Annotated in this window: 9 protein-coding genes and 1 pseudogene; 4 read left to right on the top strand and 6 right to left on the bottom strand. The window is 72.2% G+C overall.

What is annotated here, in order from left to right; all coding sequences use genetic code 11:
* Nucleotides 1–9 precede the first annotated feature (9 nt).
* The 4 genes and pseudogenes from ACH0A8_RS07560 to ACH0A8_RS07545 form a co-directional block, all read right to left on the bottom strand.
* A complete protein-coding gene (locus ACH0A8_RS07560; RefSeq protein ID WP_406906962.1) occupies nt 10–3,066 on the bottom strand; it encodes a glycoside hydrolase family 2 TIM barrel-domain containing protein in 3,057 nt (1,018 codons plus the stop codon).
* A 2-nt stretch (nt 3,067–3,068) separates the two neighbouring features.
* A complete protein-coding gene (locus ACH0A8_RS07555) occupies nt 3,069–4,004 on the bottom strand; it encodes a carbohydrate ABC transporter permease (protein WP_081984575.1) in 936 nt (311 codons plus the stop codon).
* A gap of 182 nt (nt 4,005–4,186) precedes the next feature.
* Nucleotides 4,187–5,104 (bottom strand): annotated as a pseudogene (locus ACH0A8_RS07550) (carbohydrate ABC transporter permease); the annotation flags it as partial.
* Nucleotides 5,101–6,465: an ABC transporter substrate-binding protein gene (locus ACH0A8_RS07545; RefSeq protein WP_066651907.1), complete on the bottom strand. Its 1,365-nt coding sequence runs from the start codon at nt 6,463–6,465 to the stop codon at nt 5,101–5,103. The gene ACH0A8_RS07545 and the pseudogene ACH0A8_RS07550, both read right to left, overlap by 4 nt.
* Before the next feature lie 379 nt (nt 6,466–6,844).
* Here ACH0A8_RS07545 and ACH0A8_RS07540 point away from each other — a divergent pair, with 379 nt between their 5' ends.
* Together ACH0A8_RS07540 and ACH0A8_RS07535 are read left to right on the top strand one after the other, a co-directional pair.
* Nucleotides 6,845–7,120, top strand: coding sequence for a hypothetical protein (locus tag ACH0A8_RS07540; RefSeq protein WP_251154157.1), 276 nt, complete (start codon nt 6,845–6,847; stop codon nt 7,118–7,120).
* The gene (locus tag ACH0A8_RS07535) at nt 7,120–8,286 is read left to right on the top strand and encodes a Vms1/Ankzf1 family peptidyl-tRNA hydrolase (RefSeq protein ID WP_209684164.1); all 1,167 of its coding nucleotides are present in this window, start codon (nt 7,120–7,122) and stop codon (nt 8,284–8,286) included. Before ACH0A8_RS07540 ends, ACH0A8_RS07535 begins: the two co-directional genes overlap by 1 nt.
* Before the next feature lie 126 nt (nt 8,287–8,412).
* Here ACH0A8_RS07535 and ACH0A8_RS07530 read toward each other — a convergent pair whose 3' ends face one another.
* Nucleotides 8,413–9,576, bottom strand: a complete 1,164-nt coding sequence (locus ACH0A8_RS07530; RefSeq protein WP_209684485.1) for an MFS transporter — start codon at nt 9,574–9,576, stop codon at nt 8,413–8,415.
* Nucleotides 9,577–9,710: 134 nt separating this feature from the next.
* On the opposite strand from ACH0A8_RS07530, the gene ACH0A8_RS07525 reads away from it, so the two are divergent.
* Nucleotides 9,711–10,451 carry a GntR family transcriptional regulator gene (locus ACH0A8_RS07525; protein WP_406906919.1) on the top strand — a complete coding sequence of 247 codons (741 nt, stop codon included), beginning with the start codon at nt 9,711–9,713 and terminating at the stop codon, nt 10,449–10,451.
* Between the two features lie 136 nt (nt 10,452–10,587).
* On the opposite strand, the gene ACH0A8_RS07520 is transcribed toward ACH0A8_RS07525, so the two are convergent.
* The gene (locus tag ACH0A8_RS07520) at nt 10,588–10,743 is read right to left on the bottom strand and encodes a hypothetical protein (RefSeq protein ID WP_158407723.1); all 156 of its coding nucleotides are present in this window, start codon (nt 10,741–10,743) and stop codon (nt 10,588–10,590) included.
* A gap of 205 nt (nt 10,744–10,948) precedes the next feature.
* On the opposite strand from ACH0A8_RS07520, the gene ACH0A8_RS07515 reads away from it, so the two are divergent.
* Nucleotides 10,949–12,052 carry a LacI family DNA-binding transcriptional regulator gene (locus tag ACH0A8_RS07515; RefSeq protein WP_209684160.1) on the top strand — a complete coding sequence of 368 codons (1,104 nt, stop codon included), beginning with the start codon at nt 10,949–10,951 and terminating at the stop codon, nt 12,050–12,052.
* The last annotated feature ends 120 nt before the right edge of the window (nt 12,053–12,172 follow it).

The following is a 12,172-nucleotide window of genomic DNA, read 5'->3' as shown; positions in this document are numbered from 1 at the left end:
GCGCCGCCCCTACCCGAGCACCACGCTCCACGAGAACGCCTGCGGCCACAGCTGGTGCTCCGGGAGCACGTCGAGCCCGCAGGCCCGCGACCCCAGCCCGTGCTGCGCCGCGTCGAGGTACAGGTACGCGTGCTCCGGCGTCGGCAGCTCGTACGGGTGCATCGCACGCCCGAGCTCCTGCGCGGTCCACGGCGAGAGCGTGAAGCCCGCCCGGTGCGCCCCGACGGTCGACACCGTGAACGGCCCGACCGACAGCGTCCGCAGCCCCGGCCGGTGTCCGGTCTCCTGCGGCATCGAGTAGTCCACGGTCAGCGCCCGCGCCGGCGCACTGAACCGGCCGACCCGAGCAGCACGCGACGAGTCCGCGTACGACTCCGCCGGTCCGGTCCCGAACCACGAAGCGTCCTCGTCGAGCAGCGACGCCGGCAGGTCGAACCGCACGCCGATCCGCGGCCAGGTGACGTCCCACGCCCCGAACGGCACCGCGTCGGTCTGCAGCAGCAGTCCGTCGTCGGTCAGGGTCCAGCGGTGCGTGACGTCGACGCCCCACCCGCTGTTCGCCGCCGCCACACGGACGCGCTGCTCGAGGCCGTGGTCGGTCCGCGACACCGACACGAGCCGGTGCGTCAACCGGTCGAGCCCGCGTTCGCGCCACCGGACCGCCGACGCCGGAGCGGTGGGGTCGCCGACGCCCTTCGTCAGCACCGGGTCGGCCGTCTCGTACCCGCCCTGCGAGGCCAGGCTGTCGTTGTCCGTCGGTGCGCGCCACAGCTCGAGCCGCGGCCCGGCGACCTCGTGCCCCTTCCAGGACACCAGGTCACCGCGGGCGGTGAAGGTCCCCTCGCCGAGACGGTCGCCGTCCCATCCCTGTCGGGAGGCCCGGGGCACGTCCGCCGCGCGGCTCGCCACGAGCCGCTGCGTGCGTGCGACGACGTGGCCGGTGTCCGCCCACGCGGTCGGCCCCGCCAGCTCCGCCGTCACGTCGATCCACAGCTCGTCGCCGGGGGCCAGGGACGCGGCGTCCGCGGCTGCCGCGCGCACCTCGTCGGGCACCGGGACCGTGGCCGACTGCCGGGCCGCGACGACGCCGGGGGTGAAGCGGCCGCTGGCCTCCTCGACCCCGTTCCGCGACAGGGTCCAGCGGAAGCGCAGTCCTGCGGTCGATGCGGAGTGGTACCGGTTCTCGACGAGCACGGTGGTGTCCGACAGCGAGAACCGGATCGGGGCCACGACGGCCGCGAACTCCGCCAGCCCCGGCGTCGGGGAGTCGTCGGGCAGCACGAGGCCGTCCATCACGAAGTTGCCGTCGTGCACGACCTCGCCGAAGTCGCCGCCGTAGGCGTAGTAGTCCTGGCCGTCGGCGGTGCGGGCGAGGAGCCCGTGGTCCCGCCACTCCCACACGAAGCCGCCGTGCAGTCGCGGGTACTTGTCGACCAGGTCCTCGTACTCCTGGATCTGGCCGGGTCCGTTGCCCATCGCGTGGACGTACTCGCAGTGCAGGAACGGCTTCGTCCGCTGCCGCGCGGCCTCGGCCGGACCGCACCCGAGCAGCGGGGTCTCCGGGCCGCCGCCGATCGACTCGGTCTCCTGCAGCGTCGGGTACATCCGCGAGTACACGTCGGTGTAGGCGCCGGTGTAGTCGCCTTCGTAGTGCACCGGGCGCTCGTCGTCGCGGTCGTGCACCCACTGCGACATCGCGGCGAGGTTCCGGCCGGTGCCGGACTCGTTGCCGAGCGACCACATGACGATCGACGCGTGGTTCTTGTCGCGCTCGACCGTCCGGGCGATCCGGTCGAGGTACGCGTCACGCCAGGCCGGGTCGTCCGAGGGGTTCCCGACCCAGTCGGTGAAGAGGAAGCCGTGGGTCTCGAGGTCGCACTCCAGGACCACCCAGAACCCGAGCTCGTCCGCCAGGTCGAGCACACGGGGGTGCGGCGGGTAGTGCGAGGTGCGGATCGCGTTGACGTTGTTCCGCTTCATGAGCGCCATGTCCGCGCGGGCGTGCTCCTCGTCGAAGACGCGGCCGCGCACGGGGTGGGTCTCGTGCCGGTTCACCCCGTGGAACACCACGCGCTCGCCGTTCACCAGGAACCGGTCGCCGTCGATCGACACGGTGCGGAAGCCGAGGCGCAGCGAGACGGTCTCGCCGCCCGCGCGCGCGCCGGCGTCCGTGCCGGTGGAGACGGTCGCGTCGTACAGCTTCGGGACCTCGGCGCTCCACGGCTCGACGCCCTCGAGGGTGATCGGCGCGACCTCGTCGGCCGAGGCCCACGTCACGTCGACACCGAGGTCGGGCACCCGGAAGCGCACCGGGAACGCGGCATCGAGGGTCGGGACCGTGATCGTCCCCGTGCCGGTCTCCGGCCGTCCGGAGGCAGCCGTACCGGCCGTGGCGGCGTTGCCGAGCGTGGCGGTCCAGCCGGCGCGCACGAACACGTCGTCGATCGGCGCGGTCGGTCGGGCGAGCAGGGTGACGCTGCGGAAGATGCCGGGCAGCCACCACTGGTCCTGGTCCTCGAGGTACGAGGCGGCCGACCACTGGTGCACCCGGACGAGCAGCTCGTTCGACCCCGGCACGAGCAGCGAGGTCACGTCGAACTCGGTCGCGAGTCGGGATCCGGTCGACCAGCCCACGAGGGACCCGTTCAGCCACACCCGGAAGTGCGACTCGACACCGTCGAAGCGCAGCAGCACCCGGGCCGCGGCGTCGAAGGACGCGGGGACCTCGAACGTGCGGCGGTGGTCGCCGGTCGGGTTCTCCTCCGGCGGGTGCGGCGGGTCGATCGGGAACGGGTACTGCAGGTTCGTGTAGCTCGGCGCGCCGTGCCCGTGCAGGACCCAGTGCGACGGCACGGGGAGGCTGCCCCACCCGTCCTCCACCCCCGGGAGCGGGACGTCCGCGACCGGCGACCACCGGAAGTCCCAGTCCCCGTCGAGCGACAGGGACGGGGCGTCGGTGTGCAACCAGGCCCGCGGCGCGAGCCGGGTGTCCGAGCCCGGTGCCGTCGAGGCGAGCGCGTCGAGCGCATCGGGCGTGGTGCTGGTGGAGGACGAGTGAGCAGCGATGGTCAACCCTTGACCGATCCTTCCGTGAGGCCCCCGCGCCAGAAGCGCTGCAGGACGATGATCGCGATCACCAGCGGGATCACCGAGACGAGCACGCCGCCGGTGGTGAGCTGGTAGAACTCTGGCAGACGATCGACCTGTGCCCGCCAGTTGTTGAGTCCCAGTGTGATCGGGTAGAGCTTCTGGTCTGCCAGCATGATCAGCGGCAGGAAGAAGTTGTTCCAGATGCCGACGACCTGGAACAGGAACACGGTCACGAGCGCCGGGGTCATCTGGCGCAGCACGATCGTGTGGAAGATCCGCAGCTCTCCGGCACCGTCGATGCGCGCCTGCTCGAGCAGCGCGGTGTCGACCGAGGCCGCCGCGTACACCCGGCACAGGAACAGCCCGAACGGCGAGACGAGGCTCGGGATGAGCACGCTCCAGTACGTGTCGGTCAGGCCCATCGTCGAGAAGAGCAGGAACAGCGGCAGCGCCGTCGCGGTCCCCGGCACGAGCACACCGCCGAGGATCGTGCCGAACACCAGCTGCCGCCCGCGGAACTCGTACTTCGCGAGCGCGTACCCGCCGGCCGCGGCGAAGTAGGTCGCCAGGACCGCGCCGACGCCGGAGTACAGGACGCTGTTCGCGATCCAGCGGACGAAGATGCCGCCGTCGTACGAGAACACCTGCTGGATGTTGCTGAACAGCGCGAACTCGCCGCCGAACCAGAACCCGTTCGTCGCGAACAGGGCGCCGGTGGTCTTCGTCGCCGCGATGACGACCCAGTACAGCGGCACGAGGAAGTAGACCGCGACGATGACGAGGATGGCCGTCACGACGATCTGCGAGCGGGGGGAGCGGTCGAGCTTGCGGCGCTGGTGCGCCGTGATCGACGTGGTGTCGACGGGCTCGGCCGCCTGCTTGGTGACTGGCGCCTCGATGGCTTCGCTGGTCATGCTTCCGCCCCCTTGCTGTCGGCCTGGAGGCGCGGCGCGGCTCCGGTGGTGGTGCTGCGGTCCGCGACGCCGGTGGCGGGTCGCGACCCGGTGGCGGACGTGCCGCGCGTCTGGAGCGCACGCCGCGCCTCCAGGCCGTCGCGCTTGGCCCGCTTCTTCTGGTCGCGCTCGTTCTTCGGCGCGCGGTTCGTCAGCGCGAGGAACGCGAACGACAGGATGAACGCGGCCAGCGCGATGATCACGGCCTGCGCGCTCGCGACGCCGTACTCGTTGAACGCGAAGGCGTTCGTGTACGCGGCGTAGTTCGGCGTGTACTCGGTGTCGATGGCGGGCGCGACCGTCGACAGGATCTGCGGCTCGGCGAAGAGCTGCAGCGTGCCGATGATCGAGAAGACCGTCGTGAGCACCAGGGCCGGGGCGATGAGCGGGATCTGGATCCGCCACGCGACCTGGAAGGGGCCGGCGCCGTCCATCTTCGCGGCCTCGTAGACCTCGCCGGGGATCGACTTGAGCTGCGCCACGATGATGAGCATGTTGTAGCCGGTGTAGGTCCACGTGACGATGTTCGCGATCGACCACAGCACGCTGTTCGCGCCGAGGAAGTCCGGCTGCAGCCCCATCGACTGCAGCAGCGACACGATCGGCGACAGGCCGGGCACGTAGAGGAACGACCAGAGGATCGTCGCGATGACGCCGGGGACGCCGTACGGCATGAAGTAGACCGCGCGGAAGAAGGCGGGCCAGCGGGCGCTCGCCGACTCGAGCAGCAGCGCGAGGATCGTGCAGAGGACGATCATCACCGGCACCTGCACGATGCCGAACAGGAGCATGCGCCAGATCGAGCCGACGAACCCGGCGTCGTTCAGCGCGGTGACGTAGTTGTCGAAGCCGGCGAAGCGGCCGGTGACGCCGTCCTCGCCGAACAGGCCCTCGCGGTCGACGGTGGTGAAGCTCTGGAAGAGCGCGCTGATGATCGGGATGATGAACGTCAGCACGAACAGGGCGAGGAACGGGGCGAGCAGGATCCACGGGGCGCGCTTCTGGGCGCTCGTGGCCTTGGTGCTCGTGCGGAAGCCGGATCCCGGCTGGGTGGCGGTCATCGTGCGGTCCTGACGCTGAGGCCCTTGTCCTTGAAGGACTGGACGATCTCCCGCTGGGCGAGCTCGACCGCGTCCGTGAGCTTCAGCCCACCGGTGAGCTTGCGGCGGAACTGGTTCTGCAGGCTGGTGAAGGCCGACTGGGTCACGGGCGACCACGACCACTCCAGGTTCTGCTCCTGGGCCGAGGGGACGAAGACCTCCTCGTTGTAGTTCTGCCCGGAGAACCACTCGGACGGCTGCTGGCGCGCCTTGCCGATGTAGTCCTTCGCCGGCGACCACCCGATGCCGCAGTACTTGATCATCGCGTCGACGCCCTCCTTCGAGGTCGTCATCCACGTGATGAACTCGAGCGCTTCCGCCGGGTGCTTCGCGTTCGCCAGCACGGCGGCCGTCGAGCCGCCGATCGAGCTCGAGCCGTAGCCGGTGCCGCCCCACGTCTGCATGGGGGCGACCTTCCACTTGCCCTCGCCGCCCTGCACGGACTGGATGAGGGCGTCGCCCCAACTCGCGCTCGTGACCGCGGCGATCTTGCCGCTCGCGGCGGCGGCGTACCAGCCCGGGGAGTACGCCCCGGCACTCGTGTCGACCAACTTGTCGTCGATGACCCCGTCGAAGAACTCGGCGACCATCATCGTCTTGTCGTCGGTCATGTCGACGACCCAGGCGTCACCGTCGGTCCGGAACCAGCGCGCGCCCGCCTGCTGCGCGTACGCGGCGAAGGGCGAGGCGTCGGCGACCGGGAACACCTCGAGGTAGTTGCCGTTGCCCGTGCCGCGCACCTTGTCGGCCAGGTCGCGCCACTCGTCCCACGTCGTCGGGGGCTGACCGCCGGCCTGCTCGAGGATCGCGGTCTGGTAGTAGAAGCCCATCGGGCCGGTGTCCTGCGGGATGCCGTAGACGCCGTCGACGAACTCGACCTGCGACCACGCGGCCTCGTCGTACTTCGACTGCACGTCCTTCGCGCCGTACCGGGCGAGGTCGACCAGGCCGTTCGCGAGCATGAACTCCGGGATCTGCCGGAACTCGACCTGCCCGATGTCCGGACCGCCGCCGGCCGCGAGCGCGGAGTACATCTTCTGGTACCCGCCCGCGTTGCCCCCGGGGATCCAGTTCGCGGTGACCTGGATGCGCGGGTTCTTCGCGTTCCAGACGTCGCAGACCTTCTGGAGGTCCTTGAGCCACGCCCAGTAGGTGATCTGGACGGTCTCGCCACCGGCGGCCGCGGGGACCAGCGCAGCCTTGTTGACGTTCGTCGATCCCGGGACGGCGCACCCGGCGAGCAACCCCGCCGCAGCTGTTCCGAGTCCGAGTCCGAGCAGGTTCCGTCGTGACAGGACGGTTCTCGATGGGATGGGTGTCATCACGGCTCCGGTTCGTCGTTGAGCGGGGTCGGAGCCAGCAAAGCACAAAACCGAGCGAGGCTGTGCATTCCTGAAGTATCCACAGAACGTCGTGACCGAACCGTGGCCCGGTGCCTCCGGCGACGCGGCGCGGTGCGGCGGCGCGCGACGGCGCGAGACTCGGTTCCGCGGACACGTTCGCGGTCGCGGCGACGCGAATCCGTCCGCTCACGCGAGCCTCGGAGCGAGCCGTCGGCGCCCCGTCCCGCGCTGGCTGCGTGTTCGCTCCGACCTCCGAACGTGGTCAGCGCCGAGCGCGCACCGTGGTCAGCACGCACAACACCGAAGCCGCAGGCGGCCCGACAGCGACGTCGGCGGCACCGACGCAAAGGGGCAGGCGATGACCGATCGCGGCAACAGCACGCACGGACCCGAGCTCGACGACCAGCTCGCGCACGAGGCGCAGAGCATCGTCCAGGGGCACGGCAGCAACGCACACGTCGAGGAGTTCCGGCAGTCCGAACCGGTGCCCGACGACACCGACGACGCCGAGACGGTGACGGCCTCCGGGTACGACGGCGAGCTCGAGGGGTCGTTGCAGGACGACGGATCGGGCGTCGGCGGGGGATCGGACGCCGTCTTCACGACCGAGACCGACGAGGAGGGCGAGCGCTGATGGCCCAGACCACCCGCGAGACCAGCGCCCTGCAGCCCGAGATCGTCCAGGCGCTCCAGACGCCGGGCACCTGGACGTGGGCCTACGTCGACGCGTCGGGCAACCGCGAGGACCCGCGCCGCATCGCCGCGCTCCAGCGTCGGACCGTCTCCGATGCGCTCGCGGGGCAGGGCTGCTCCGAGCGTGCCGCACAGATCATCGAGGAGGAGCTCGTCGAACAGCCCGGTGTCCCCGCACCCGTCGCCCGCTACGTGCTCGTCCGCGACGACGAGCTCGTGCTCAGCGAGGTGCTGCCCGGGCACCTGCACGGCCAGGAGTCGATCGGCACCGGCGCCGTCCCCGACCTGCTGCCCCTGCTCGCCCACCGGCCCTTCGACCTGCCGTTCCTCGTCGTCACCGTCGGACGTGAGGGCGGCGGCTTCCGCAGCTACCGACTCGGGCACGCCCCCACCGGCGCCGCCGAGGACGAGCAGCGCGTGCAGGGCCGGACCGACACGCTGCACAAGGCGAAGTCCGGTGCCGGGTGGAAGCAGCCGCACTGGCACCAGCACGCCGAGGAGATCTGGAAGCAGACCGCCGGCGAGGTCGCGGCCGCGATCGAGGAGACCGTCCGGGCGACCGCGCCCCGGCTGATCGTGCTCGCCGGGGACATCCGTGCCCGCGAACTCCTGCGTGGTGAGCTCTCGACCTCGACCAGGGCGCTGGTCACCGAGGTCGCGGTCGACCCGCGCGCCGACGACGCCTCCGAGAAGGCGCTCGTGCAGCACGTCGACCTCGCCCTCGCTCGCGTCCTGGCGTCGCGGCGGCACGACGTGCAGGACCTGCTCCGCACGCACGAGGGCCGCGGGGACAACGAGAGCGTCAGCGGGATCGGTGCCGTCGTGTCCGCGCTGCAGCAGGCCCAGGCAGCCGTCGTCACGCTCGACGCCGGTGCGCTCGGGGACCGGACGCTGTACGCGCTCGATGCCGCACCCTGGGTCGCCACCGCTCCCGAGCAGGCCGCGGGGGCGTCGGTGCTGGGGCAGGTCCCGGCGGTGTGCGCACTCGTCCGGGCGGTCGTCCTGACCGACGCCGAACTCGTCCTGGTGAACGCGGCGTCGCTGCCGAGCGGTGCCCCCGCGTCCGCGCTCCTGCGCTGGCCGGTCGGTCCCGCCGTCCCTGCCTGACCCCGTCCGCCGCGGAAACCCCTCACACGGACGCCCCTTCCGCCGGACGCAACGTCGGCGGTTGCTCGCAGCGGTACACCCCTGCGAGCAGCCGCCGACGTCGCGTGTTGCGGGCGGTGCTGGGCGTCAGTCGTGGGAGACGTCGGCGCGCGGGACGACCGGCAGCGCGAGCAGGGGGAGCGCGGCCACGATCGCGAACGACGCCGCGAAGCCGAGCACCCCGACGAGTGCACCGACACCGGGGCCGACGGCGCTCGCCGCCAGGAACTGCCCCGTGTTCTGCGCACCGAGCGCCCGGCCCGACCACGAGGGCCCCGCCGCCTCGGCCACCGACGTGTAGGCGAGGCCGTTGTCCGCCACGGTGACGCTCGTGGCGATGACGAGGAACACCGCCGCGGGCGCCCAGTGCGACACGTCGACGAGCGCGAGTGCGCCCATGACCGCCGCTGCGGCCACCGCGACGACGCGCAACGGCCCGACCCGGGAAGCGACGCGGTCGCTCCAGGCGCCGACCAGGATGCGCCCGACGGCCCCCACGAACTGCGAGGCGCCGACCAGCAGTCCGGCCGCAGGCGTCGACCACCCGAGGCCCACCAGCCAGACCAGCCCGTACGTCGAGAGCGTGAACTGCGGCACGACGAGCAGCACCGACACGAGGTGCACCCGCCACAGGAACCCGGACGCCCGGTACGGGTTCGCGGGGCCCGCGTCGATCGTCGCGGTCGCCGCCGCTGCCCGGGCCTGCCGAGGCCGTGGGGGATCGACGATGCCGACGGCGCAGAGCACGGTGAGCACCGCGCACAGCACGAACGGCAGCACGAGTGCGGTCCGGACACCGTGCGTCTCGGTCAGCAGCGGCACCGTCACGGCAGCGAGCGTCACGCCGAGCGGCTGCGACATCTGCCGGATGCCCATCGCGAGCCCCCGGCGCTCCCTCGGGAACCACCCGACCACGACCCGTCCGCTCGCCGCGTTCGTCGAGGCACTCGTCATGCCCGCCGCCAGGAACGCGACCCCGAGCAGCAGTGGGTCGCCCGCCGTGACCCACGCCGCGACGACGGTCAGGGTGGTCAGCGCGAGTCCGCCGGCGATCACCACCCGTTCGCCGACGCGGTCGGTCACCGCGCCCCAGGCGATGAGGGTGAGGACGAGGCCGATCGTCGGGGCGGCCGCGAACAGTCCCGCCGACGCGAAGGGCATCCCCTGCGCCAGCAGGTGCGGGATGAGCAGCGCCGGGGCGGAGACGACGAGGGTCCCGGCGGCCTGTGCCGCGACGCCGAGCGCGAGCATGGTCCACGCCCTGGCGGGGACGACGGGCGGAGCGGCGGTGGTGGTCTGCGCGGGCACGTCGTCTCGATCGGGGAGCGGTTGGTGTACCAGGACGGTATACCAACACGCGTCGATCTGCACTACGCTGGTCCGCCGTGACCGAGACGACCGAGACCGCCGTGCCCGTGTCGCAGACGAGCCAGCTCTACGACAACCTGCGTGCGGCGATCCTGACCCTCGACATCGCCCCCGGGGAGCGGATCTCGGAGCGCGGACTCGAGGGGCGCTTCCACGCCTCACGGACCCCCGTGCGCGCTGCGCTGTCACGGCTCGAGCGCGAGGGGCTCATCCTCCACGAGGGGCGGTCGTGGACGGTCACCCCGATCGACCTCGACGAGATCGCGTCGCTCGCCGAGCTCCGCGGCGTGCTCGAACCCGCCGCGGCGCGTCTCGCCGTCGAGCGCGCCTCCGCCGAGCAGCTCGACGAGGTCCGTGCGCACCTCGACCAGCTCCGCAGCACACCCGACCGCGAGGCCGGAATCCGCATGGGGTCGACGTTCCACCTGGACCTCGCCGCGCTCGGGGGCAACCGCTTCGTCACCGATGCGATCGCCGACGCCCTCACTCGACTCGAGCGGACGCGGTGGATCGAGGTCCGCACCGCAGAGGCGCGCGAGGCCGCGTGGGACGAGCACAGCGCGATCCTCGAGGCCGTCCGTGCCGGCGAGGCCGACCGCGCGGCCGAGCTGCTGGCGGCGCACGTCGCGGGGACCAACGACCGCCTGCTCGCGTTCATCGCGCAGGAGCGACGGCGCCTGCGCGGTGCCGGCATGGCGATCGTCGGCAGCCCGGAGCTGCTCGGCGACGGCGACCCGGCAACCACCCAGGCGCACTGACCACCCAGGCGCACCGGTCAGGAGCGACCGGCCGCACTCGCCACCCGGGCGCACCGGCCAACAGGCACCGGGGCGCACCGGCCGGGAGGCACCGGCCGGACCGACGAGGCGGACCCGACCCGTGCCTCCCGGCTGGTCAGGCCCTGGTCGTGGGTTCCTCGGACCCGTCGATCTCCTGGGCGGACAGCGTCGCGCCGTGCTCGGTGTGGTCGAGGAGCGCGTCGCGCACCTCGGCCTCGTCGGTGGTGAGTCGGATGGCGTGCTTGCTGCCGGACCGCGTCTGCTGGGACATCGAGAGTTCCTCCTGTGTGCGTGGGCACCGTCGTGGTGCGCTTCCTCACGGGACGTTCTGAGGTCGCAACAGTCTGCGCCCGCCCCTCCGCGGAGCGCAAGGGTGTCGGCCGGCCTGTGGAGGAGTCGGAGCCGGGCCCGTGCCTAGGATGGTGCGGCCGCGCACCGGTGCTGCGGCCGGGTGGACGTCGGACGGGAGGCACGGCATGAGCGCGCAGCGCACCGCACCTCCCACGGTCTACGACGTCGCGTCCCAGGCCGGCGTGTCCATCGCCACCGTCTCCCGCGTGCTCCGCACGCCGGACGCCGTCCGTGAGGGCACCCGCGACCGCGTGCAGGCGGCGATCCGGAGCCTCGGCTACGTGCCGTCCGGCAACGCACGCGCCCTGGCCGGCAAGCGGACTGGCGTGGTCGGCCTGCTGCTGCCGGGGTTCGACGTCGTCCCGGACGAGCGACCCGACCTCGTCACGGACGGTGGCGTCCGGGTGGTCGACGACCGACGCCACGTCACGCAACCGTTCTCGTCGAACCTGTACTTCGACGAGGTCCTGCGCGGTGCCGAGACCGAGGCGTGGCAGCGGGGGCTCGCCCTGATGGTGGCGGCCGGGCGGGGGTCCTCGCGGGACGTCATCGTGAACGACGTCGCGGGTCGGGTCGACGGCCTCGCGGTACTCGCGCAGACGGTGCCCGACGACCTGCTCGAGCACGTCGCCCGGCGCATCCCGGTCGTGGTGCTCGCGGACGACCGGCGCTCGCACGGCTTCGACTCGGTGAGCGTCGACAACGCCGCGGGCATGCGCACGCTCGCCTCGCACGTGATCGGTCGGCTCGGGATCCGCTCGCTGGCGTACCTGGCGGGGCCGATCGACTCTCCGGACGACATCGAGCGTTCGGCGGGCTTCCGCCAGGCGCTCGCCGACAACGACCTGGCGGCGTCCGACGTGCGGGTGGTGCACGGCGACTTCGGGCGCGCACGGGCTCGTGAGCTCGCGTCGGCCCTGTTCGACGGAGTCGACGTCCCCCGCGGGGTGATCTGCTCGAACGACCAGTCCGCGCTCGGCGTGCTCGACGCCGCCGGGGCGCGGGGGCTGCGCGTCCCCGAGGACGTCGTGGTGACCGGCTTCGACGGCATCGACGCCGGGCGCTTCTCGACGCCGCCCCTGACGACGGTGCACCAGCCGATGGGGGAGCTCGGTCGTGCGGCCGTCCGGGCGATCGTCGACCGGTTCGAGCGGCGCGACGGGCCCCCGCGCGCTGTGCGGCTGCCGGTCGAGGTGCTGCTGCGCGAGAGCTGCCCGCCCTCGATGTAGGCGTCGCCGGGTCGGGATCTGGCCCTGGCTCAGGTCGCACGACATGCCGCCGACTGCCGCTCCGGTCGCACGACTTGCCGTCTGTACGGCGAACGGGCGGCATGTCGTGCGACCGGAACG

The organism is Curtobacterium sp. 179-B 9B NHS, assembly GCF_045370965.1.
In the GTDB taxonomy this organism is placed as follows: Bacteria; Actinomycetota; Actinomycetes; order Actinomycetales; family Microbacteriaceae; genus Curtobacterium.
The sequence above is the reverse complement of the archived record's forward strand: the minus strand, read 5'-3'. Positions and strand labels throughout refer to the sequence as shown.